Source organism: Streptomyces sp. NBC_01591 (assembly GCF_035918155.1).
Lineage (GTDB): Bacteria > Actinomycetota > Actinomycetes > Streptomycetales > Streptomycetaceae > Streptomyces.
On the sequence record NZ_CP109327.1, the window covers coordinates 7,319,935 to 7,342,487 of the forward strand.

The 22,553-nt window shown below is 68.8% G+C and carries 29 protein-coding genes; 22 read left to right on the top strand and 7 right to left on the bottom strand.

Annotated features, from left to right (window positions below; translation table 11 throughout):
- Window positions 1-126 precede the first annotated feature (126 nt).
- Complete coding sequence (locus tag OG978_RS33820) at window positions 127-258, top strand: hypothetical protein (protein ID WP_326768863.1); 132 nt, start codon at window positions 127-129, stop codon at window positions 256-258.
- Here OG978_RS33820 and OG978_RS33825 read toward each other — a convergent pair.
- Window positions 248-574 (bottom strand): DUF4429 domain-containing protein, encoded by a 327-nt coding sequence (locus OG978_RS33825; RefSeq protein WP_326768864.1) that lies wholly within the window; start codon window positions 572-574, stop codon window positions 248-250. The genes OG978_RS33820 and OG978_RS33825 overlap by 11 nt on opposite strands.
- A gap of 29 nt (window positions 575-603) precedes the next feature.
- Here OG978_RS33825 and OG978_RS33830 point away from each other — a divergent pair, with 29 nt between their 5' ends.
- From OG978_RS33830 to OG978_RS33910, 17 genes are all read left to right on the top strand, one after another.
- Complete coding sequence (locus OG978_RS33830) at window positions 604-936, top strand: HK97 gp10 family phage protein (RefSeq protein WP_326768865.1); 333 nt, start codon at window positions 604-606, stop codon at window positions 934-936.
- A complete protein-coding gene (locus tag OG978_RS33835; RefSeq protein WP_326768866.1) occupies window positions 936-1,334 on the top strand; it encodes a hypothetical protein in 399 nt (132 codons plus the stop codon). The genes OG978_RS33830 and OG978_RS33835 overlap by 1 nt, the downstream gene beginning before the upstream one ends.
- A gap of 70 nt (window positions 1,335-1,404) precedes the next feature.
- Window positions 1,405-1,992 carry a phage tail tube protein gene (locus OG978_RS33840; RefSeq protein ID WP_326768867.1) on the top strand — a complete coding sequence of 196 codons (588 nt, stop codon included), beginning with the start codon at window positions 1,405-1,407 and terminating at the stop codon, window positions 1,990-1,992.
- Between the two features lie 95 nt (window positions 1,993-2,087).
- Window positions 2,088-2,513, top strand: coding sequence for a hypothetical protein (locus OG978_RS33845; protein WP_326768868.1), 426 nt, complete (start codon window positions 2,088-2,090; stop codon window positions 2,511-2,513).
- A 56-nt stretch (window positions 2,514-2,569) separates the two neighbouring features.
- Window positions 2,570-2,920: a hypothetical protein gene (locus tag OG978_RS33850; RefSeq protein WP_326768869.1), complete on the top strand. Its 351-nt coding sequence runs from the start codon at window positions 2,570-2,572 to the stop codon at window positions 2,918-2,920.
- 21 nt (window positions 2,921-2,941) lie between these two features.
- Window positions 2,942-7,366, top strand: coding sequence for a hypothetical protein (locus OG978_RS33855; protein ID WP_326768870.1), 4,425 nt, complete (start codon window positions 2,942-2,944; stop codon window positions 7,364-7,366).
- Window positions 7,367-7,369: 3 nt separating this feature from the next.
- Complete coding sequence (locus OG978_RS33860) at window positions 7,370-8,251, top strand: hypothetical protein (RefSeq protein ID WP_326768871.1); 882 nt, start codon at window positions 7,370-7,372, stop codon at window positions 8,249-8,251.
- Window positions 8,251-9,411, top strand: coding sequence for a phage tail protein (locus OG978_RS33865; protein ID WP_326768872.1), 1,161 nt, complete (start codon window positions 8,251-8,253; stop codon window positions 9,409-9,411). The genes OG978_RS33860 and OG978_RS33865 overlap by 1 nt, the downstream gene beginning before the upstream one ends.
- The gene (locus tag OG978_RS33870; RefSeq protein ID WP_326768873.1) at window positions 9,408-10,325 is read left to right on the top strand and encodes a hypothetical protein; all 918 of its coding nucleotides are present in this window, start codon (window positions 9,408-9,410) and stop codon (window positions 10,323-10,325) included. The genes OG978_RS33865 and OG978_RS33870 overlap by 4 nt, the downstream gene beginning before the upstream one ends.
- A gap of 10 nt (window positions 10,326-10,335) precedes the next feature.
- On the top strand, window positions 10,336-10,956 hold the full coding sequence (locus OG978_RS33875; protein ID WP_326768874.1) for a hypothetical protein: 621 nt from the start codon (window positions 10,336-10,338) through the stop codon (window positions 10,954-10,956).
- Window positions 10,957-10,965: 9 nt separating this feature from the next.
- The gene (locus OG978_RS33880) at window positions 10,966-12,798 is read left to right on the top strand and encodes a glycerophosphodiester phosphodiesterase (protein ID WP_326768875.1); all 1,833 of its coding nucleotides are present in this window, start codon (window positions 10,966-10,968) and stop codon (window positions 12,796-12,798) included.
- 63 nt (window positions 12,799-12,861) lie between these two features.
- Entirely contained in the window at window positions 12,862-13,713 is an 852-nt protein-coding gene (locus OG978_RS33885; protein WP_326768876.1) for an N-acetylmuramoyl-L-alanine amidase, read from the top strand.
- A gap of 2 nt (window positions 13,714-13,715) precedes the next feature.
- Window positions 13,716-13,973: a hypothetical protein gene (locus OG978_RS33890; RefSeq protein ID WP_326768877.1), complete on the top strand. Its 258-nt coding sequence runs from the start codon at window positions 13,716-13,718 to the stop codon at window positions 13,971-13,973.
- Window positions 13,974-14,000: 27 nt separating this feature from the next.
- On the top strand, window positions 14,001-14,267 hold the full coding sequence (locus tag OG978_RS33895; protein WP_326768878.1) for a hypothetical protein: 267 nt from the start codon (window positions 14,001-14,003) through the stop codon (window positions 14,265-14,267).
- Window positions 14,264-14,938: a collagen-like protein gene (locus OG978_RS33900; RefSeq protein ID WP_326768879.1), complete on the top strand. Its 675-nt coding sequence runs from the start codon at window positions 14,264-14,266 to the stop codon at window positions 14,936-14,938. Before OG978_RS33895 ends, OG978_RS33900 begins: the two co-directional genes overlap by 4 nt.
- Complete coding sequence (locus OG978_RS33905) at window positions 14,931-15,071, top strand: hypothetical protein (RefSeq protein ID WP_326768880.1); 141 nt, start codon at window positions 14,931-14,933, stop codon at window positions 15,069-15,071. Before OG978_RS33900 ends, OG978_RS33905 begins: the two co-directional genes overlap by 8 nt.
- A gap of 206 nt (window positions 15,072-15,277) precedes the next feature.
- Complete coding sequence (locus OG978_RS33910) at window positions 15,278-15,955, top strand: recombinase family protein (protein WP_326768881.1); 678 nt, start codon at window positions 15,278-15,280, stop codon at window positions 15,953-15,955.
- A gap of 23 nt (window positions 15,956-15,978) precedes the next feature.
- Here the strand turns inward: OG978_RS33910 and OG978_RS33915 are convergent, their stop codons facing one another.
- The 5 genes from OG978_RS33915 to OG978_RS33935 all read right to left on the bottom strand — a co-directional run bounded on the left by OG978_RS33915 (window position 15,979) and on the right by OG978_RS33935 (window position 17,769).
- The gene (locus tag OG978_RS33915) at window positions 15,979-16,188 is read right to left on the bottom strand and encodes a hypothetical protein (protein ID WP_326768882.1); all 210 of its coding nucleotides are present in this window, start codon (window positions 16,186-16,188) and stop codon (window positions 15,979-15,981) included.
- 26 nt (window positions 16,189-16,214) lie between these two features.
- Window positions 16,215-16,547 (bottom strand): DUF6233 domain-containing protein, encoded by a 333-nt coding sequence (locus OG978_RS33920; protein ID WP_326768883.1) that lies wholly within the window; start codon window positions 16,545-16,547, stop codon window positions 16,215-16,217.
- Window positions 16,548-16,761: 214 nt separating this feature from the next.
- On the bottom strand, window positions 16,762-16,995 hold the full coding sequence (locus OG978_RS33925; protein ID WP_326768884.1) for a hypothetical protein: 234 nt from the start codon (window positions 16,993-16,995) through the stop codon (window positions 16,762-16,764).
- 48 nt (window positions 16,996-17,043) lie between these two features.
- On the bottom strand, window positions 17,044-17,217 hold the full coding sequence (locus OG978_RS33930) for a hypothetical protein (RefSeq protein ID WP_266356391.1): 174 nt from the start codon (window positions 17,215-17,217) through the stop codon (window positions 17,044-17,046).
- Between the two features lie 9 nt (window positions 17,218-17,226).
- Window positions 17,227-17,769 carry a flavoprotein gene (locus OG978_RS33935; protein WP_326768885.1) on the bottom strand — a complete coding sequence of 181 codons (543 nt, stop codon included), beginning with the start codon at window positions 17,767-17,769 and terminating at the stop codon, window positions 17,227-17,229.
- Between the two features lie 120 nt (window positions 17,770-17,889).
- On the opposite strand from OG978_RS33935, the gene OG978_RS33940 reads away from it, so the two are divergent.
- Window positions 17,890-19,074: a helix-turn-helix domain-containing protein gene (locus tag OG978_RS33940; protein WP_326768886.1), complete on the top strand. Its 1,185-nt coding sequence runs from the start codon at window positions 17,890-17,892 to the stop codon at window positions 19,072-19,074.
- 531 nt (window positions 19,075-19,605) lie between these two features.
- Here OG978_RS33940 and OG978_RS33945 read toward each other — a convergent pair.
- The gene (locus tag OG978_RS33945; RefSeq protein ID WP_326768887.1) at window positions 19,606-19,839 is read right to left on the bottom strand and encodes a helix-turn-helix domain-containing protein; all 234 of its coding nucleotides are present in this window, start codon (window positions 19,837-19,839) and stop codon (window positions 19,606-19,608) included.
- A gap of 463 nt (window positions 19,840-20,302) precedes the next feature.
- On the opposite strand from OG978_RS33945, the gene OG978_RS33950 reads away from it, so the two are divergent.
- From OG978_RS33950 to OG978_RS33960, 3 genes are all read left to right on the top strand, one after another.
- Complete coding sequence (locus tag OG978_RS33950) at window positions 20,303-20,743, top strand: DUF6278 family protein (RefSeq protein ID WP_326768888.1); 441 nt, start codon at window positions 20,303-20,305, stop codon at window positions 20,741-20,743.
- 123 nt (window positions 20,744-20,866) lie between these two features.
- Window positions 20,867-21,610, top strand: a complete 744-nt coding sequence (locus OG978_RS33955) for an amino acid ABC transporter ATP-binding protein (RefSeq protein WP_326768889.1) — start codon at window positions 20,867-20,869, stop codon at window positions 21,608-21,610.
- A gap of 14 nt (window positions 21,611-21,624) precedes the next feature.
- Complete coding sequence (locus OG978_RS33960) at window positions 21,625-22,536, top strand: glutamate ABC transporter substrate-binding protein (protein WP_326770245.1); 912 nt, start codon at window positions 21,625-21,627, stop codon at window positions 22,534-22,536.
- The last annotated feature ends 17 nt before the right edge of the window (window positions 22,537-22,553 follow it).

Genomic DNA, 22,553 nt, shown 5'->3' on the forward strand with positions numbered 1-22,553 from the left:
ACCCCGGTTGCCGGGTGCGTCGTCGCGCCTCGCGCGGAGACACCGCAGGTCGGTGGGGATCAGCAGCAGGCCCGGGACACGGTCATCGTCGGATTCACGGTGTATGCGCCGCCGGACACCAGCGTGTTGACCACGGACCAGTTCCGGATCCGCGGCCAGGTCTGCGAGGTGACCGGTGAGCCCGGCGACTGGCATCAGTCCCCGTTCACCGGCAGCCGCGGCCCGGTGCAGTTCGCCGCCGACCGAGTCACTGGGTAGGACGTGCCTGCTCGACTGCGGCAACGAGTTTCGCCGCGGCGTCGTTGGCGCTGTGCCGGATGGAAAGGCTGTGCGGGTCGGACTGCGGCGGCCGGCCCCCGGTGAGCAGACTCTTCGACTCGGTAGCGGGCGCGCTGCCGGGCAGCACGAACTGTACGTACCCGTGGAACAACCGGGTGCCGGGCTTGAGCCGGGTGCCGGTGACCTCGGCGGCATGGATACGGAACTGCCGTTCCCGCTGGCCGACTTCCTTCTTCGTGATGGTGATCCATTCGCCGTCGAAGCTGATGGTTCCCTGCACGCCCTTGACGTCCATGCCGCCCCCAGTGAGTAGAGGTGGTCATGATGCCCGCGAAGTTCAAGATGTCCAAGAAGGGTGTCGGTCAGCTCCTCAGGTCACCCGTGGTCCGGGCCGAGATGGTGCGCCGCGCGGAAGTCATCAAGTCGGTAGCGGTCTCCATCGCCCCGGTGGGCGGCGGGGCGTGGGATCCGCATCCGGGCCACTACAAGGCATCCTTCGAGGTGTCGTCCACGGACCGTGGCGGTCGGCGCCGCGACCGTGCGACCGCCACGGTCCGGAACACCGCGTACTACGCCCGGTGGGTGGAGTACGGGACAGAGCGAGTCCGGGCGCACCACGTGCTGCTGCGGGCCGCGCAGGCCGGAGGCCGGGGCTGATGGCCGCGGTCGGCTCGGTCGATGTCGAGCTGGAGCTTATCGGCTGGCTGCAGTCCCGTCTCGGCACCGATGTCGTGGTCCGCGACGAGCTCGACAACCACCTCCTTGAGGAGTTGCCGACCGTGCAGGTCGAGGTGGTGGGCGGCGACGACGACGGGTTCCGGCTCGATCGGGCGCTCGTCGACATCAGTACCTACGCGGCCACCAGGGCTACGGCTATCGCCCTCGCCATCACGGTGCACGGGCTGATCCTGGAGCACCTGCGCGGATCGTCCACGACCGCCGCGGTCTTCGGGGCGGTGCGAGCTCTGACCCGCCCTGCTGTCCGGCCCTATGAGAACACCGCGCTCCGCCGGGTCGGTGCCACCTACCAAATCCATAGTCACCCGGTCACCTGACCGGCCTGGGCCCGCGCCGGACCCCTGTACCCCGCCCGTGCGCGGGCTCTTCCATGTCTGGAGAACAATCATGGTCAACATCACCCGCGCTGCGGATCTCACGATGGTCGGCGCGAACGGCGGGGCCTGGGTGGCCCCGGTCGGGACGCCTGCTCTGACGTCCCCGCTGGAGCAGCCGGCCGACCCGTGGGCCGCGCTCGGCGCCATCAGCGACGACGGTCTCGTGAACGGATGGGACGAGGACAGCCAGGAGTTCACCCCCTGGGGGCTCACCAGCCCATTCCGTACTCAGATCACCAAGTCGGTGCGCACGTTCTCGGCGACGATGTGGGAGACCTCCCGCACGTCGGTGATGAGCCTGCACTACCGGCTCGACGCCGCGGCCCTGACGCCGGACGGCGAGGGCATCACGAAGTTCGCCGAGACCGCAAGCCCCGTCCCGGACCGGCGCGCGTTCTGGTTCATCGTCCTCGACGGCGAGAGCGCGAGGGGCTTCTACGTCCCTCAGGGGGAGATCTCCGACCGCAGCGACGTCACGTACAAGCAGGACGAGATGTCCGGCTTCGAGTGGACGATCACCACGTACCCGGACGAGGCAGGCAACACCGTCTACCACGTCGACAAGCTGCCGCTGACGCCGGTCGACCCGGCGTCCTGAGCTGGGTGGGCGGGCCAATTCGTTGGCGCGGGCAAGGCCCGCCCGCCCTTTCCTTTCCTTTCCTTGCCCGCGCCTAATTGAGGAGGCCCGCGCCCATGGCCGCGAACAGCCGCACCACATCCACCCGCAAGACCACCGCATCGCGACCTGCCCGAGCGCCGCGCGAGCTGGCACCACCCGTCCGAGAAGCCGTCGATGACATCGACGAACTTGACGCAGCCGACGCTCAGGAGGCAGAGGCCGCCGGCAAGCACATCACTGTCGTTCTGTGCGGCGAGGAGATGCGTGTCGTGCCCGCCGGAGCCTGGCCCGTGTCCGCCCAGCGAGCCCTGCGCCAGGGAGACTTCGACGGGTTCATGGCTGCCGTGCTTCATGAGGATGACTACGAGCTCTACGAGGAGCTCGACCCGACCCTCGATGAGATCAACCTGTTCATCGAGGCTGCCGGGGACCTCTCCGGTGAGTCCCAGGGAAAATCGCGTGGACCCAATCGGTCGTCAAGGCGCACGCGGAGGCGGTAGAGGCCGATCTCTGGCGGTTCTACCAGCGGGACCTCCTTGATGTACACCGTGGAGCGATGACGTGGCGGCAGGTGCGGGTACTGATCCAGCATCTGCCGCCCGAGTCCTCAACAATGACCGCCCTGCGGAACGCCATGACTCCCGAGGAGTACGAGGCGCAGGCACGGAAGGGCCGGCCGGAAGAGGGCCAGTGGTCGATGACCGAGCAACTCCTCGCCGGGATCACGGACTCGCTGCACCAGCTGGAGTACATCCTCGTCGTCACGAACGGCGACGGTAAGGGGCGTAAACCGAAGCGGCCGGAGCCGATGCGGCGGCCGGGCGTGGCCCCGAAGAAGACCGACGGTCTTACTGACCGCGGCGCGGAAACCCTGTTCAGACTGATCAACGGCGGCAGCGCGGCCTGACGCGCACGGGAGGAGGCTCCCGTGGCGATCCAGGTCGGCTCGGTCGAGGTCGATGTCATCCCCAACACCCAGGGGATCTACCAGCGCCTGCGCGACGGGCTCGTCCCGGCGGCGACCCGCGCCGGCCAGGACGCCGGTAACGCTGCCGGCCGCGCCTTCGGTCCGGCGATGCAGTCGGAGATCGGCAGCATCGGGCTCCGGATCGGGCAGCAGATCGGTCAGCAGATCGCCGCCCGCATCGTCGCCGAGATCCGCGGCGCTCTCCGCGACGGAGTCACTCAGGGCGGTGCGGCGGCGCGTGCGTCCGCCGTCCGCCAGGGCGACCAGACCGGTGGCGCTTTCTCCCGAGCGCTGAAGACCCGGCTCGAAGCCGCGTTCCGTGCCCTCCCGAAAATCAACATCGACGCGGACACCACCGAGGCCGACGCCGACCTTCAGGCGCTGCGGGTCCGCATGGAGACCCTGGCGGGCAAGCGGATCGGCATCGATATCGACGCCGAAGCGGCCAAGGCCGAGATCAGGCTGATCGAAGCCGAGCTGACCCGGCTCGGCGCCCGCCACCCCAACGTCCAGGTCCGTGCCGACACTACGACGGCCCTCGGTGAACTGGCTGCGGTGCGAGCGGCGATCGACGGCGTCGACGGGAAGCGTGCTCGCATCGACGTCGACACATCCGGTGCCCTGTCGGCGGTTCTGCAGCTGGGCGTGGCCATCGGCGGCCTGGCGGCCATCCCCGCCATTCCGGTGCTCGCGGCGGGTATCGGCTCCATCGGCTCGGCCGCCGTGGCGGCTGCTGTCGGCGTCGGCGCCCTGGCCGCCGTCGCGGCTCCCGCCATCGTCGGAATTGCTGGTGCCCTCCAGGCGCAGAAGGCGGCCCAGGACGCTGCCACAGCCTCGTCCTTGAAGGGCGCCCAGGCGTCCGGCCGGGGCGCGTCAATGGCGCTGCAGATGGCCGGCGCGCAGCAGGCCTTGGCGACGGCGGAGCGAAACGGGGCCCGGCAGATCGCCCAGGCCCAGAAGTCTGTACGGGACGCCCGGCAGGCTGCGGCAGATGCTGCAGACCAGGCCGCCCAGCGAAACGCGGCGGCGGCCCGCGCGGTCCAGGACGCTGAGCGGTCCCTCGCCCAGTCGCAGAAGGATGCCAAGCAGGCCCAGGAGGACCTGACCGACGCCCGGCGCCAGGCTGCGCTGGAGCTGGAGGACCTCAACAGCCGGCTGGCCGACGCCCAGCTGTCACAGCGGGACGCGACACTCGGCGTGCAGGAGGCCCAGGCCGACCTGAACCGCACGATGGCGGACGCCAAGTCGACGCAGCTTGACAAGGACCGCGCACAGCTTTCCTACGACCAGGCGGTGCAGCGGCTCAAGGAGCAGACCACCGAGACGAAGCGCCTCAAGGACGAGACGGCCGCCGCGAACCGGGCTGGGGTCGAGGGCTCGGACACCGTTGCGCAGGCCCAGGACCGTCTGGCGAAGGCCCAGCAGCAGGTGGCGGACCGTGCCCGCGGGGTGCGCGACGCGCAGGCCGAGGCCGCCCGGACACAGGTGGAGACGGCCCGGCAGGTCGCCCAGGCGCAGGAGCGGGTGTCCGAGGCGACCGCGAACGTGGCTGTGGCCCAGCAGTCCGCGGCGGACGCCGTGGCATCGGCCCAGCGTCAGATTGCCTCCGCGTCGCAGTCGGCGGCCGGGGGCGTGGATCAGGCTGCCCTGGCGCAGGCGAAGTACCAGGCCGAGTTGGCGAAGCTGACCCCGGCGGCGCGGGGCACGTTCAACGCGTTCGTGTCGCTGAAGTCGGCGTTCTCGGACTGGTCGGAGTCGTTGCAGCCGCAGGTCATGCCGCTGTTCACGCGCGCCCTGATCGGGCTGAAGAACAGCCTGCCGGGTCTGACACCGTTCGTGCTGGCCGCGGCCCGCGCGATCGGAACGCTGCAGGACCGGGTGTCGGCCGGCTTCAAGTCGCCCTGGTGGCAGACCTTCAAGCAGGACCTCGCGGGCTCGGTCGAGCCCGCAATCGTCGGGCTGGGCGCTTCCTTCGGCCGGATTTTCAAGGGCATGGCCGGCGTCGTGCAGGCATTCCTGCCGCACATGGAGTCGATCTCGTCGACCATGCAGCGGATCACGGGCCGGTTCGCAACGTGGGGCACCAGCCTGAAGGGCAGCCCGGAATTCGAGCGGTTCCTGTCTTACGCGTCGGCGCAGGGACCGGTACTGGCACGGGCGATCGGCGACATCAGCTCTGCGTTCTACCAGATGGCACGGGCGACAGCCCCGTTGTCCGGCCCGGTTCTGACGGCTCTGGGCGCGGTCGCGCGCGCGATCGCGGACATTGCCCGGGATCTGCCCTGGCTGATCCAGTTGTTCTACGCGGTGTGGGTCGCGACGAAGCTGTGGACCCTCGCGATGATCGCGTTCAACCTGGTGATGAACGCCAACCCGATCACGCTGATCACCATCGGGATCGTGGCGCTGGTCGCGGCCGTCGTCTACGCGTACAAGAACTTCACGTGGTTCCGGGACGTCGTCAACACCGTCTGGGAGGCTCTCAAGACGGGCGCTCTGTTCGTCTGGAACAACATCCTCAAGCCGGTCTTCGACGCCTTCGTGATCGGGCTGAAGGCGATCGGCACGGCCGCGTCGTGGCTGTGGAACACCATCCTCAGCCCGGTTTTCGGGTTCATCGGTGCGGCGGCGCGGATCCTCGCAACGGTGGTCCTGACCGTCCTGATCACGCCCTTGATCACCGCTTTCAAGGCGCTGGCGGCTGTCGGCATGTGGCTGTGGACGAACGTGTTCGGCCCGGTCTTCGGGTGGATCGCGGACAAGGCAGTCTGGCTGTGGCAGGAGAAGATCAAACCGGTCTGGGAGCTGTTCAAGGTCGGGATCGGTCTCCTCGGCGCGAAGCTCAAGGAGCTGTGGGACAAGTACGCGAAGCCTGTTCTCGGGTGGATCGCGGACAAGGCCATAGCGCTGTGGAACGACAAGATCAAACCGGTCTGGGAGCTGTTCAAGATCGGCATCGGCCTGCTCGGCGCGAAGCTCAAGGAACTGTGGAACTCCTACGCCAAGCCGGTCTTCGGGTGGATCGCCGACAAGGCGAAGTGGCTGTGGGACAAGGCACTGAAGCCCGCGTTCGACGCCATGAAGAAGGGCGTCAAAGCGGTCGGCGACTCCTTCAACGACGCGAAGGACTTCATCAAGAAGGCCTGGGACAAGGTCCAGGACATCGCGAAGAAGCCCGTCCGCTTCATCATCGAGAAGATCTACAACGGCGGCATCGTGCCGACGTGGAACAAGATCGCGGGCGCGTTCGGGGCCCCGAAACTGAAAGAACAACCCCTTGACGGGTTCGCTCGTGGCGGCATCCTGCCCGGTCAGTCGACGTGGCGGCAGGGCGACGACCAGCTCGTCCCGATGCGCCGCGGCGAGGGGGTGTACGTGTCCGAGGCGATGCGAGACCCGTATGAGCGGGCCCGCCTGCACGCCGTGAACTCGGCGGCCATGCGCGGCAAGTCCCTCAGCCAGTTCCAGGGCTTCGCGAAAGGCGGCATCTTCGACTGGGTGAAGGGCGCCGCTTCGAAGACGGTCGACCTGGCAAGCACAGGGGTGTCGTGGCTGAAGGACGGCATGAAGGCCTCCGCGCAGGCCGGCCTCAACCACGTGGTGAAGCCCCTGCTCGACAAGATCGCAGGGTCTGCCTCCGTATACAGGGACATGATCTCCGGAATCCCGAAGAAGATGATCACCTCGATCATCGACTTCTCAGGCAAGGCCGACACCAAGCTCGGAGCTGAAGGCATCGGGGGAGGAGGCTTCAAGGCCGGCCTGAAATGGGCCCGTACTCAGAACGGCAAGGCATACCAGTGGGGCGGAAACGGGAACCCCTCCTGGGACTGCTCCGGTCTGGTCAGCGCCGTTGAATCCGTGATCCGCGGGCAGAAGCCCCATCGCCGGTGGGCCACGGGCGCCTTCTCAGGGAAGACAGCCCCTCCAGGCTGGGTCCTCAACGGCTCAAGCCCGTACCGGATCGGCATCACCAATGCCGGCGTGGGCCACACGGCCGGGACGCTCAACGGGGTCAACGTCGAAAGCCGTGGTGGCGACGGCGTGGTCATCGGCAGTCGGGCGCGGGCGTGGAACGACAGCCTGTTCACGCACCACTACGCCTACAAGGGCACTTATGACTCGGGCGGCTACCTCCAGCCCGGCCTCAACCTCGCCTACAACGGGACGGGAAGGCCGGAGCCCGTCTTCACGACGCAACAGGCCAACGCCCTTACATCCATGGCCGCCAGGCCCTCCGAGGGCCCTGCGGGCCTTACCGCCGGCCAGGCGGTGACGCTCCTGGTCCAGGACGGCCCCACTCTCCGGGCCTACGTCTCCGATGTCGCGGACGGCCGTGTGGATGCAGGGCTGACGCAGGTCCGCCGCGCGATAGGGAGGAACTGACAGATGCCGCTGATTGTGGATCCGAATGCTCCGCTGATCGAGCCGCCAGAGCGGGTCACCTCGCCGGACGGGTACCTCGCGGCGATCGTCGACGAGCCGTGGGCGGGGGTGGTGCTGTCGTACAACGGCAACACCCCGCCCGCCCTCGCAGATGTATCTGCGGTGCGGAAAGTCCGCATCGTGCGCCAAGACCCGGGTGCCGCCGCACCTGTCCCCGTGCGGTCCGCCGACCCGGCATGGGCGATCGGAGGCGTCGGCACGGCCTACGACGCCGAGGCGCCGCTGGGTGCAGCTGTGATCTACACGGCGGTACCGGTGTACGAGGACGGGTCCACCGGCCCGGAGTCGGCACTGGCAGTCACGATGCCCGTACCGGACCGCGGTCCCCGTGACGTGTGGATCAAATCCCTCGACGAACCGGGGCTGTCCGCCCGGGTGACGGTCACGTCGTGGCCGGACCTGACGTGGGCTGCGCGCATCGACCAGGCCGCCGTGCAAGGCAGCGCCTACCCGGTGACCAGTCAGGACGTGTACGGGGCACCGTCCTCGGAGATCGTCATCGACGCCGAAGGGGACCAGATCCCCGCCCTTGAAGCACTACTGGCCACCCCCGGCGTGCGGCTGATCCAGACACGGCCGGACTACTACCGGGCAGACCAGTACGTTCTTCTCGGCGACGTGAAGCAGGGCGTGAACTCGACACCGAACCTCTCACGCACGTACAGCGCGAGTGTGGTCCAGGTGGACCGCCCGGACACGGCAGGGCAGCCGCTGCGCATGCCGGGCTGGTCCTGGGACGAAGTTGCGAACCGCTTCGCCACCTGGGACGCGGTTGCCGCCAGCTACTCCTCGTGGGCGATGCTCAGCACGAACGGAGTTACCTGATGCTGCCCATCCCCGCTGCCGCACTGGCCGCTCTCACCGGGGCGTGCCAGCGCCCGTACCGCGCGGAGTGGTCGGTCGACGGCGGGCAGACGTGGCAGTCGTGCGGCATCGTCGCCGGGTCGGCGCAGATTCAGGCGTCACGCACTCAGACTGTCCGCTACACGGCATCGGCGACCCTGACCGGTGTGTCGCTCGGGCGCGATGGCATCAACCCGATCAGCACGAACGTCCGCCTGTGGCAGGGGATCACGCCTGCCCGCACCGACACGGTATGGATTCCCGCCGGCCGGTACACCGTCAACCGGCCCAAGGTGACCCGCACCGGGATCCAGGTGGAACTCGACGGCCTGGAGGACGAGATCAGCGCCGCGGCTTTCCCGTCGCCCCGGGTGGTGGGCCCGGACTCAGCCCGCGCCCTAGTGGCCACCCTGGTAGGAGAGGCACTGCCGGGCGTACCAGTGGCGTGGCGCGAGGGAATCGACCCGGACTCGACCGTGCCGCAGATCGTCGCGGACGAGGACCGATGGTCGGTGCTGTCCGGCGGGACGGACACCTCGGGCACGGCGACCGGGATCGCCGCGTCACTGGCCGGGGAGATCTGGGTCGACGCGCGAGGCATCGTGACAGCCGGCCCAGTGCCGACGCTGGCCGACCCGATTGTGTGGCGGATCGCCCAAGGGATGGGCGGCGCTCTGATCGAACCGCAGCCCGAGCAGAGCGCCGAGGGGCTCGCCAACTTGTGGTCTGTCAGCGGCGATGCGGGCTCCGGCGCTCCGGCGGTCGGCCCCGTACACGCCTGGGACGACGACCCGGGAAGCCTCACCTACGCCGGCCCGGACCCGGTGGGCGATCCGCTGGCACCGCAGCGCCTGGGCCTGACATGGGTCCGTGTCCGCACCCAGAGGTACTCGTCCGCCCTCATCACTACTGCAGGGCAGGCCGAGGAGGTGGCGAGGGCGCGGCTCGCCGACAGCCTCGGCGTGCAGTCCTCGCTCAGCTTCACCTCAGCTTGCAATCCCGCGATCGAGCCAGGGGACGTGGTGGAAGTTGAAACCGAGCCCGGCGTGTGGGAGCGGCACCTGATCGACTCCCTGTCGTACACCCTCGGTGCGTCCTCGATGTCTTGTACGACCCGCACGACGTCAAGGAGGCTCACGTGACCGCTGCGGACGACCTCGGAAAATCTCTGGCAGCAGCAGGCGCTTCGGGTGCCCAGGTAGTGTCCGCGCAGGTCGTGGACGTCACCGCAGCCGGGGTCAACTTGGACTACCAGGGGACGCTGCTTCTCGACGTGGCGTGCCCGGACTCCTACCGAGGCCGGGCCGCAGGAGACTGGGTAGCCGTCCGCCCCGGCGCCGTGCCGGTAGTGCTGTGGCGCCTCGGCCCGGACCCTGGCGGTACGGACGCGGCCAGCATCGGAGAGATCGCCACCGACGCCGCCTCCGACCTGATCGCGATCTCCGCATACACGTGGGGCACGACAACCCCCGGAGCGGGCTGGGAGCAGGTCAACACCCTGTGGACCCGCAAGGACGCCCGCGGGGTAGGCCAGCTGTACGCACAGATCGGAAGCTCCGCACCGTCCCCTACCCCGCCCGCGACACGGCCACCGAAGACGGTGACGATCTCCCCGACAGCCGCCGACAGTTGGCGCAATGGTCGCCGAGACGACTACGCGTCCAACCCGATGCAGGGCGACTGGACCGGCGGCGGCAACCGGCGGGGGGCGTGGTTCTACGGCACGGGCATAGCGGATGCCTGCGCAGGCAAGGCCGTCTCGTCGATGACGGCTTCGTTCACCCGTCGCGCCGGGTCCGGCTCGAACGCGAAGCGCCCCTTGCATCTCTACCTGCACGGCTACACGTCACCGCCAGCAGGCCAGCTCAACCTGGCCAACGGTCCGGAGGAACTGCTGTCGCTGTCTGCCGGGGGAAAGGGAACCGCCACTCTCCCGGCTGCCTGGCGCTCGGCCCTGGCCTCCGGGAGCGCCCGCGGACTGGCGATCTACGCCAGCGGGTCCACCGACTACATGGCCGTCACCGGCGGTGCGATCACCATCAAATTCTCAGCCTGATCGGAGCTTCATGGCGACCATCGGATACGCCCAACTCCCTGTCCCCGGGGGCGGGGACGCCCCGCTCGGGCCCGCCGCCCTGGCCGAGCTGGCGACGGCCATCGACCCGCACCTGATGCAGCACGTCGCGGATCTCGCCGAGCGCAACTCGGTGTACGCGGGGGCGCCACTGCATACCGTGGTGACCGCCTCGAACGGATCTCTGTGGATCAAGACTTCGTCGAGCGCAAACACGTGGGCCACGATCTGGGAACCGACCCCTGCGTGGCGCACCCTGTCGCTCGCGTCCGGCTTCCAGGCCGGTCAGAACACCCCGCAGATCCGTCTGATCGGCACCCGTGTCCACATGCGCGGGCGCATCATCCGCACGGACGGCGGGCTCATCGTCGGCACCAACGGAATCCAGATCGCCACCGTGCCGGCCGACTGCAAGCCACAGCACGTCGCAACGTCAACCGCGTTCTTCTCCATGTCCGGCGACCCGTTGATCGGCGCGGGCCGGGTCGAGGCCTGGTCCGACGACGAAACCACGCCGCGGGCGCTGACGTTCTGGAGCCAGGACGGTGCGCAGGACGGCGGCACGGTCGGCACGTCGTGGGTCGACATCTCCGGCAGTTACTGGATCGACTGAAAGGCACCCATGCCCCTGTACACCTACGGCGGAACCCCCGCCGAAGTCCTGACCACCGCGACCGGAGATGTGATCCCCGACTATCCGATCAACGTCCGCGTCGCCGGGAGCGGGGAGCTGATCACCGCCCTCTACGAGGCGGACGGTACGACCCCGATCGGGCAACTGCGGTCCAATCCCACCTCGTCCGCCGCACCGGGCGCGATACGCGAGTGGATGTGCGATTGGCCGCAGATCGAGTACGAGTACAACGCCAGCGGCGGGCGCACGGTGCGCTGGTACTCCTCTGGCAGGGAGGTGGCCACTGAGGCGCTGCAGGCGGCGACGGCCGCCGGACAACTGGCGACTAGCGCGGCAGGAGACGCGGCAGCAGCCCTGACCGCAGCTGGCAACGCGTCCGCGACCGCAGCGACAGCAAGCAGCGCGGCAGCGGCCGCAGAGACCGCGGCCGAGCAGGCACAGACCGACGCAGCCGCAGCCATCGCCGCCGTACAGTCTCGGCTCGGCGAAGCCGCCACCGTCGATAATCTGCCGGCCGTTGTCTTCGACGCCCACCGAGGCGGCGCCGGAGAATCCCCGGAGAACAGCGTGGATGCGCTGCGCGCGGCACGGGCGTACTCGCAGATTCTCGACGTCGACGCCCGGCTCCTGGCCGACGGCACGCTCGTCTCGATGCACGACGCGACCATCGACCGCGTGACCAACAAGTCCGGCACCGCCGCACAGATCACGGCCGCGCAGTTGGCCGCCGCACGCCTGGACCCGAGCACGTGGTTCGCAGCCGGATACCCCGACTTGCCGATCCCGACCGTCGAAGACCTGCTGAACGAGTTCGGTGGCCGGTACGTGCTGACGATCGAGGCGAAGGATGCCGCGTCCGTCCCGAAACTGGCTGCCATGATCAAGGCCCGTCGGCTTGAGCGCTCGGTGCTGATCAACAGCAACACGCCCTCGGTGATGGCCACGATCAAAAGCAGCGGGTGCCTCGCACACCTGTGGCGGTCTGCCTCGCAGATGGCGAGCGACAACCCGACCACAATCAAGGCCAGCGGCGCGGACCTCCTGGACCTCGACATCGCGGGCACGGACGCACAGATCACCGCCGCGATAGCCCAGAACTACCCGCTCGGCGTCTATGCCCACACCCTCGCCCGCCGCGTCCAGCGAGACCGGGCCCTGGCGCTCGGGTGTCGCGGCATCATCGCGGACTACCCCGCCTACGTCAGCGGGGCCGTTCCGCGCCGCACCGCCAGCACGTTCGGTATGGGGACCTGGGGCCCCGGCTACGTTCCCTCGGCCGCGGCCCGCCCGGTCCTGGATGCTCAGGGCCGGATCCCTCTCCCGCCGCCCGCTTCTGCCGACCCGGCCGACGCTCAGGTTCTCCTCGCCGGAGAAGTCTCGCCCGCGCCCGCCACCACGACGGTTGACGTGAAGTTCAGCGTTCCGACGGGGGGCAGCGCTGGATGGAGCCTGCTCAGCCTGCACTTGGGCGCCGACGACGACGCCACGATCCTGTCCAGCTCGGACATCCGCCACAACGGCTACACCGTCCAGGTCTCCAACAACCGCAGCCTGCGGATCTACCGGGACGACAAGGCGGCCGGCACATCCACCCAGCTGGCCAACACGACGGCCGGGGCCGACCTCGCGGCGGGCACCGTCTACACCCTGCGGTGCGTGATCACGGCCACGCAGATCACGCTGTCCGTCCCCGAGGTGTCCGGACTGACCACCACAGTCACGGATTCCACCTACCGAGTGCCGTGGTCGGTGTTCGTCGGGCGCAATTACAACGCGGCCGCCACCGGTTTGATCAACATCGCGAGCATCAGCGCCACTTGACCCCCTCTTCGTCCCGAGCCCCGAGCCGCTACGGCCGGGGCTCCTCGCATGTCTGGAGGCCCCATGGCCAACCCCCTGTCCGCCGCCGCGGTCCTCGCTGCACTCCGCGCCGAGGACGTGCGTGTGGTCGAGGTCGGCAACTGGCGTACCCACAACCGCAACCAGAAGGGTGCGTGGGGCCCGATCAACGGCAGCATCGTGCACCACACCGTCACCAAGGGGACCGCGGCCACGGTGCGGATCGTCCGCGACGGCTACAGCAGCCTGCCCGGTCCGCTGTGCCACGGGATGATCGCGAAGGACGGCCGCGTCCACCTGGTCGGCTGGGGCCGCACCAACCACGCCGGCGGCGGCGACCCCAAGGTGCTGGACCAGGTCACAGCCGAGTCCTACGGCACCCGGCCGACTCCGCCCACCCACGGCAACAGCGACGGGGTCGACGGCAACGCGCGGTTCTACGGCTGGGAGTGTCAGAACCTCGGCGATGGCAAGGACCCTTGGCCGGCCGCCCAGTACGACGCGATCGTCCGCGTCCAAGCCGCGCTGTGCCGGGCGCACAAGTGGTCGGCGAAGTCCGTGATCGGCCATCTGGAGTGGTCGAGCGACAAGGTCGACCCCCGCGGCTTCTCGATGACCACCCTGCGCTCCGACGTCGCCGAGCGCCTCAAGCACCCCGCCAGCTGGTCGCCCGGCAAGACCACCCCCACCCCGCCGAAGGAGACGCCCGTGTCGACGACGGACGACCGCGTGAAGGCCCTGCACACCAACCTGCTCTCCATCGGAGAGATCGGCACCACCGCCAAGGGCACCCCGTCGGGCCGCGTCGAGCACGGTGCGGGCTACTACCTCGCCCACATCCTCAACGAAGTCCGCCAGCTCCGCGCGGACGTCGCCGCTCTGAAGAAGGAGGCCTGACCATGCCGGAGTTCCCGTTGCCCTCGACGCAGACCGTTATCAAGGGCGCCAAGACCTACGCCCGCGACCTTGCCGAGCGGGTGCTGGCCACGTTCCTCCAGGCGTTCGTCGGCGGTCTCGTCCTCACCGCCCCGTTCGACCTTGCGATGTGGCAGGCCGCCGCGGTGGCGGGTGTCGCCGCGGCGGGGTCGCTGCTGAAGGGCCTGCTCGCCCGGTGGCGTGACGTCACGAACTCGGCCAGCCTCGCCAAGGGCGTCTGAGCTGCCACGAGCGCACTGGAGGACCGTGTGGACGCTGCCATGCTGACCGCGCTGGGTGCACTACTGGCCTCGCCGGTAGCAGCGGCAGCGGCCATGTACGGCTCCCGGGGCGCATCGAGGGCGACCCGGGAGGGCGGAGCATTGACAGGCTTCAACAGCTTGACCGACCAGCTACAAGAGGAACGGAAAGAACTGCGCTCCGAGCTGGCCACACTGCGCAGTGACTTGGCGGCGGAGAAGGCGGAGACCGCGCGTCTGCGACTGCTGGTCACCCAGTTGGGAGGCACGCCGTGACGCGGACAGAGCGTCTGTTCTACCGACGCCGCCGAGGCCTCTGGATAGTGGCCGCGCTGTTGTTCCTCGGGGGCGGCCTCGCCATCGCGTTCTTGCAGATCGACAAGGCCGAGGCGCGCGCGGACCAGCTGGCTGTGGAGGCGGACCGGCGCGGCGGCGCGGTCACCACGCTGGCCACGGATGTGCGGAAGCTCCGCTTGCAGATCCAGGCGAAGGGCGAGACGCCAGCCGCGCCGGACCCTGGGGACGCGGTTGCCGATCTGCCTGCCCGCGCCGAGGTGCCCGTACCGATCCCTGGCCCGCCGGGCCCGTCCGGCGCGAAGGGCGACCGCGGCCCGGCAGGACCGGCTGCTACTCCGGTGCCCGGCCCGTCCGGTGCGACTGGCCAGGCTGGTGCTGACTCCACTGTCCCGGGGCCGGCCGGGCCTGCGGGCCCGCCGGGTCCTGCGGGGAAGGACGGCACGAACGGGAAGGACGGCACGAACGGCCGCGACGGCGTCAACGGTCAGACCTGCCCGGACGGCTACAGTCTCCAGGTGCCGCCGGATGATCCGGATGCCCTGGTGTGCCGCCGTACCGGCGCCGCCACTCCCACGCCGGACCAGTCCCGCAGCCTCCTCGGCCTCGGCGCTCTGGCGGCAACCTCGATGTACAGGAGACTCAATGGCTGATGCCCCGACCCGTCAGATGCAGCGGAGCGTGGAACCGCGGACGGGCGCCGCTGCCGGGCCGCCGCCAGCACCGCGGTACGCCGGGCTGTTCATCGAGCCCGACATCCCGCCCCTCGACGACGAGTCCGAGTGAGATCGCCCCCTTCCGCTTCGGCGGGAGGGGGCTTCCTTGTGCGGTGCGGCTGACGATCAGGGGTGTCCATCAACCGATCGGTTGTTGGACGTGCGGCCAGGAAGCCTTCAGGGTGCCGCATCGGCACCGATTGATGTCCAAAAAGAGTGTTCAGAAAGTCTCAATGTTCAATAACCTTCAACCGCCCTTTTCTGTACGGTAGTTGCATGACGACACCCTCCCAGTGGGCCGACGAGGGCGACGACGCGCTCTCAGCGTTCCCGGCGAACGCCAGCGGAGTACTCCTCGGCTACGCCCGCGTCTCCACCAAGGGCCAGAACCTCGACCGCCAGATCGCACTCCTGGAAGGAGCCGGCTGCGCGCGGATCTTCACGGACAAGAAGTCCGGCAAGAACGCCGAGCGCCCCGAACTCTGGAACGCCCTCGACTACGCCCGACCCGGCGACACCATCGTCGTTCCCTCGCTGGACCGACTCGGGCGCTCGATCCAGGACCTCATCGCCATCGTCGCCGGCCTGCGCAAGCGCGGCATCGGCTTCCAGTCGCTCCACGAGTCACTCGACACCACGACCCCGGGCGGACGACTGGTCTTCCACGTCTTCGCGGCGCTCGCAGAGTTCATCCGTGAGCTCATCGTCCAGGGCACCCACGAGGGACTGGCCGCCGCGCGAGCCCGCGGTGAGCGCATCGGCCGACCGCCAGCCATGAGCGAGGAACAGATCCTGCACGCCCGCTCCATGCTCGCCAACCCAGAGGCGTCGGTCACGTCCATCGCCAAGCTGCTCGGGATCTCCCGGACCACGCTCTATAAGTACGTACCCGAGCTCAAAGCCGGAGGGCGGCCCGCTGTCGGCGCCCAGGCTGTCCCCGTAAAACTGGGCTGACGTCCGGTGCGGTCGGGCGTTCGTCACGCGGCTTCGTACCGATGCGCCCGCCCGCCGCGCCATTCAATCCAGTGCGGGTCGTCGACGAGTTCCCAGGCGTCGTCGAGGCCGGCGCGCCTCAGGAATTCGACGAGGTCGCTGTCGTTGCGGGCGAGCCCGACGACCTTCCCCTTGATGGCGACCCTCCGCCCGCCGGTGCGGGACAGGCCGTGGACGACTATCGGGACGCTCATCCCTCCAGGGTGCGCCGGGCTGCTGCTCACAGCACCCCGAGCTCCGTGTCCGGCCGGCAGTGAGCGCACGCACGGATCCCCTCGGCGAGCGCGGCGAGGGCCTGCTCTCGACTGATGGGCCGGTGGCGTTTCCCGATGGCGTAGCAGTGCCCGGCGTGCACCTCGATGGGTTGGGCGCCGAGGCCGATGCTGAGCTCCATCACCCAGTCCGGAGCCGGTGGCCGTCGCTCCACGCCCTGCTGTCGTTCGGCTTCGCGGCGTTCCTCGTCGGCGATCCAGCGGTCGGTCTGGGCGAGCTGCTGCTCCTGAACCCTCCTGAGAAAGCGCAGCATGACCAGGCGCGACGGAGTATCGGACATGAGTTCGATTCTAAGACTCTCCTGAGGCCTCTGCGAACTTCGGCCGCCCCTGCCACACTGGCCGTGGCCCGCCGTGTCACCCCCGTCACGGCGGGCCGCCCCGGTTGTCATACCGGCCCAGTACCGTGGACTCATCACATTCGCGCCTATGGCTGGGCGCAGCTACGAGACCGCCCCTCACCCGGAACAGCGCCCGGGGAGGGGCGGACGTGCATCAGTCGCCCTCAGGCTCCGGATGTAGCACGGCCTTCTTCACGGCCATCTCCAGCGCGGACCGGGACACCCCGGCCGCCTCGGCGTGCGCGGTTACCGCGGCCTGGAACTTCGCCGCCGCCTCACGCCACGGCGCCCATGCCTCCTCTGTGTACGGCTCGGCAAGGGCCTTGCGCTGTTCCTCAGCGGCGGAACGTTCCAGCATGATCAGATCTTCAGGGATATCGATTGCCACGGCCGGATCGTAAACGGCGCCACTGACAATCGAACGGAGCCGCGCAGGTCAGGCAGCCGCTACGACATCCGCCCGGACCGCGGCTTCCCACTCCACCAGCAACCGCTGGTACTCCGCCTCACCCTCCGGCGACAGCGGGCCGGCCGCCCACAGCGCGCGGATATCCGCGTTCACCGCGGCGGGGGAGCGCACAGGGGTGGCAGGCGAAGGGGTGATCGGCATGGGAACAGGCTACGGGGCGGGACTGACAATCGCGCCGACCGCGTCGAGGGCAAGGTGCCAGGGGAAGCCCTCGGGACGGCGTTCGCCCGGCCGGTTCGGTACGAAACCGCCTTCGCCGTAGAGCACCGTCACTCCGGCGCCGCGCAGGGTCTCGACCGACCGGTCGAACTGGGGGTGCTGCACGTAGGCCGCGTTCACGCACGGCATTGCCACGGTCGGGATCTTCTTCCCGATCCCCTCGGCGACCACTCCGACGACGAATGACGACGTCAGTCCGAGTGCCCAGGCGTTGATCGTATTGAAGGTGGCTGGCGCGAGCAGGATCGCGTCCGCCGGCGGCCACACATCCGGCTCCCCGGGCAGTTTGTACTCGGAGCGCACCGGATGCCCGGTCAGCCGCTCCAGCTCCGGGAGCTGCTCGCCCAGCCACCGGGCCGCCGTCGGCGTCAGCCCGAGGCACACATCCCACCCGCGGGCCTGAGCGTTCTCAATGATCTCGGCAACCTCGAAGACGGGCGGGGCGGCCGAGCCGAACAGGTACAGAGTCGTCATGCCGCCATCCGACCACACATGCAACCGCCCCCGAACCGGGTGGAATCGGGGGCGATGCGGGATCCAGCGCGCGGACGCGCGGGTACCGTTCCGGATGACGAGTCAGGAACGGAGACCAGTATGCCCAGACTGGACGACGACCACACAGGCGCCCGGATCAAAGAGCAACGGAAACTCGCCAGGCTGACACAGCGACAGTTGGCCGCCCGGATCCCGTACTCGTACAGCCTCCTCAACCAAGTCGAGTGCGGCGCCAAGCCCGCCAACCTCGACTTCGTCGCGGCTGTGGCCCAGGCCTTGCGGATCGACGTCACCGTGCTGACGGGACAGCCCTACGTGACCGAACTGCAGCAGGACCGCCTCGCCGAACTCGTGCGTCCCATCCGGGAAGCGCTCGACCTGTACGACCTGGGGGCCGACGACGCCATCCCGGACCAGCCAGCAGAGCACCTGATCGCGAGCGCTGAAGAACTCTGCGCCCAGGTCAGGGCCACGCATCTGCGGAACGCGGCCCGCCTGCTGCCCGCCACCATCGCGGAACTCACCACCGCGGCCTGGCGGGCACAGTCGACGGAGCTGTGGCAGGCCCTTGCCTCGACGTACCGCACCGCACACGACATCTCGGTGAAGCTCGGCTACTACGACCTCAGCTCAGTCGCCCTGGACCGTATGGACTGGGCAGCCCATCGCGCCTCCGACCCCTGTCTGGCTGCCATCCGGCAGTACATGCGCGCCCTGGTCTATTTCCGGGAGGGTGAGTACACAATCGGGCAGCGCCTCGTCGCCGCCGGCCACAGCATCGTCGGTGCAGCCGAGCAGACCCGGGAGGCAGTGGCCGTCACCGGGCAACTCCACCTCGGAGCGTCCGTCATCGCCGCCCGCGCCGACCAGCAGACCATGGTCGACACCCACATCGCCGAAGCCCGCGACTGTGCAGAGCGGACCGGGGATGCCTCCGAAGTCCACTGGCTCAGCTTCGGCCCGACGAACGTCGCGCTCCACAAGATGTCGGCTGCGGTCGAGATGCGCCAGTACGACGAAGCCCTCACCCAGGCCCGGCAGATCACCCTGCCGATGGCCCTGGCCACGTCCCGGCGGGCACATTTCCTCATCGACAAGGCGCGCTCAGAAATGGAGACCGGCCGGACCGAGGCCGCACTGAGCAGCATCGTCGACGCCCGGCACGCCGCTCCGGAGCAGACCCGGTACCACCCGGGAGCCCGCGAGACCATCAAGGGCCTGGTGCACATCTCGCGCCGCACCCCGGACACCCTCGGACACATGGCCGCCTGGATCGGCCTGTAGTCGCGCTCACGGCCTGACCTGCCAACGCTCACGAATCTGTGAGCGTTGCGCCCCTTCGCGCCCGTCACGCTGGTCTCGTACCTGATCAACGACGAGCCGGGGACGCCATGACCGTGAGGGACTTACCGCCAGTCAGTGACCTGACGGAGCAGCAGCAGCGCGGATGGTCCTGCGTCTGGTGCAGGACAGCGCTCACTGTCGGCGCCGACACCGACCTTGGCGAGCAGCGGGCCCGCCCCGAGGGGGGTGCCGCCTACAGCTGGTTCCCGCGGGCCTGCTCGGACGCCGCGGCCTGCGCATGCCGCGAACAGGGGCAGGCGCTATGACGGCCATGGCCGATCGGCGGGCGTCCTGGCCGCTGCCCGATCCTGGGAGGCTGACGTGGGCGCAGGCGCAGGGCCGCGCCTGCATCTGGTGCAAGCAACCCCTGACCGCTGGCGCGATCAGCGTCGGCATCATCCGCGATCAGCAGGGCGCGCATGTCCTGGACGCTGAGGTATGGGCCGGGCCCTGCTGCCAGTAGAGCGGCTGCTATTCGTCGAGGAGTTCGGCGACGGTGGTGTCGAGAGCTGCGGCGATGCGCCAGAGGTGGCTGATTCGCGCGTCGTTCTGGCCGCCCTCAACGCGCTGGACGGTGTCGCGGGAGACCCCAACCAAGTGGGCGAGCTGCTCCTGGGTGAGGTTCTGGTGCATGCGCCGGTCGCGGATGTGTTCGCCGAGGGTGCGGCGGTGATCGAGGATCCAGGGCGGCAGGTCGGCAGACACTCGACAAACGCTCTGACCTGCAAGATCATAAGTCAGCAGCTATTTTCCGGCATTTTTCGATCATGATTGATCGAGAGATTCGCCAGAGAGGCGACGCGGCAGCCCTGCGGCTTCATGGCATATGCCGCAGGGCTGGATGTACTGTCGTTGCTCGAACATATGTTCACACGAACGAGTGATCACCGTGGGGCCCCCTCCATCGTTGGTCACATTGCCGGTCTCGGGTCGTAGTCCACACCCCCCAAGGTGCAGCGACCCGGGGCCGGTTTTGTGTCATGGTGGGCTGATGGTCGCACTGCGCCACGTTGACCTGGCGGGGAACGGTGGGAGTCGAGTGGGAGATGATCATGGTGAACGTGAGCCAACTGAAGCTAACTAGAGCTAACCATCTGCGTTCGTTCGGGCTGGCTGCCGCCCAGGTGGGGCTTGTGTTCGGCGGTTGCGCCCCCAAGGGGATCTGATCATGAACATCCCTTTCTTGGACAACTGGCGTAAGCGTCACGACGGTGCGCGGGGGGCGGGGCTCGCCGCCGCCGTCGCGGCCGATCCCGATGGCGTGGCCGAGCTCCTCGCCGAGTGCGAGCTGCTACGTGTCCGAGCGGGGCAGCGCGGGCTCGAACTCGACGACAGCCCGGCCTCGTTGGCGGCTCTCGACCAGTTGCCGCCGCGCTGGCGCGACGACCCCGAGGAACTGCCCTGGCTGGGCAACGACGCGGGGCTGTACCTCGGGACGGTCCTGGTGCGGAACGTCCCCGGTGCGGTCTGGAGCATCTGGCCGAGCGGGCAGCCCGTGGTGCGGCTCGCCTCCGGGCGGGAGATCGACGTGGTCGAGGCCGGACTGGACTGGGCCATGGCGGGCAGCCCCGAGCTCTCGCAGGTGTACTCGGAGTCGGCCGAGGGGTAGGGCTTTCATGGCAATCGGATAAGAAGCCTTATGCCCCATTTGTGCGTGTCGGGGGCGAAGTCCCTTTTCAGGCTGGATAGTTTGCGCTGACCTCGACACAGCGAAAAGTGGGTAGGGCAGCGTATGGCCGTCGATCCGTTGATCGAGCTGCGGGACGTCAACAAGTTCTACGGACAGTTGCACGTACTGCAGGACATCAATCTCACCGTCGGCCGCGGGGAGGTGGTGGTGGTCATCGGCCCCTCCGGATCCGGTAAATCAACGCTCTGCCGGACCATCAACCGGCTGGAGACGATCGAGTCCGGCCATATCGCGATCGACGGCAGACCCCTCCCCGAGGAGGGGAAGGGGCTGGCCCAGCTCCGGGCCGAAGTGGGCATGGTCTTCCAGTCGTTCAACCTGTTCGCGCACCGGACCGTGCTGGCCAATGTCTCGCTCGCCCAGCTCAAGGTCCGCAAGCGGAAGAAGGACGAGGCGGACCGGCGCTCCCGTGAACTGCTGGAGCGGGTCGGACTGGCCTCGCAGGCCGACAAGTACCCCGCCCAGCTCTCCGGCGGTCAGCAGCAGCGCGTGGCCATCGCCCGCGCCCTCGCCATGGATCCCAAGGCACTGCTCTTCGACGAGCCCACCTCGGCGCTCGACCCGGAGATGATCAACGAGGTGCTGGAGGTCATGCAGCAGCTCGCCCGGGACGGCATGACCATGGTCGTCGTCACGCACGAGATGGGCTTCGCCCGCTCCGCCGCCAACCGCGTGGTCTTCATGGCCGACGGACGCATCGTCGAGGACCGCACTCCCGAGGCGTTCTTCACCGCTCCGGAGAGCGACCGCGCCAAGGACTTCCTGTCCAAGATCCTCAAGCACTGACGGGGGGCTCCGTGTTGCGTACGAGAAAAGTTCTGGCCGCCTGTGCCGGTCTCCTGCTGGCCGTGCTCGCCGCCGCGTGCGGCAAGGAGGGCAGCCCGCCGGTGAAGGGCCCGAAGCCCGAGCAGCTGCCGGTGTACAAGGTCGACACCGCTTTCCGGCTGCCCGACTCGCCGACCTGGAAGAAGGCGAAGAAGCGCGGCTACCTCCGGGTCGGGGCCAAGGAGGACCAGCCCTATCTGGGCGAGAAGGACCCGGCCACCGGTGTCTACTCCGGCTTCGACATCGAGATCGCCAAGATGATGTCGGCCTCGCTCGGCTTCGACCCGAAGACGATCCGCTTCAAGACCATCGCCTCGGCCAACCGCGAGACGGCGCTGCAGAACGGGCAGATCGACTACTACGTCGGCACCTACACCATCAACGACATGCGCAAGAAGCTCGTCGGCTTCGCCGGTCCTTACTACATGGCCGGACAGGGCCTGCTCGTCCGCACCGACGAGCACGACATCAACGGCCCGCAGGACCTGGCCGGCAAGACGGTCTGCTCGGCCGCGGGGTCGACCCCGTACCAGCGCATCGCCGCCGACTACCCGAAGGCGATCCTGGTCGCCTACGACACGTACTCGATCTGCGTCGACAACCTGCTGACGTACCAGGTCGACGCCGTCACCACCGACGACGCCATCCTGCTGGGCTTCGCGGCCAAGGCGCCCGAGGAGATGAAGGTCGTGGGCAAGCCGTTCTCCGAGGAGCCGTACGGCATCGGCGTCCCGCGCAGCGACAACGCGCTGCGGTTCGCCCTGAACGACGCCCTGGAGGCGAACGAGAAGAACGGCAACTGGAAGAAGGCGTTCGAGGCCACGCTCGGTCTGTCCGGAGTGCCCGCGCCGACGCCGCCGCCCATCGACCGCTACCCGGCGACCTGAGAGGGCGGGCATCGACC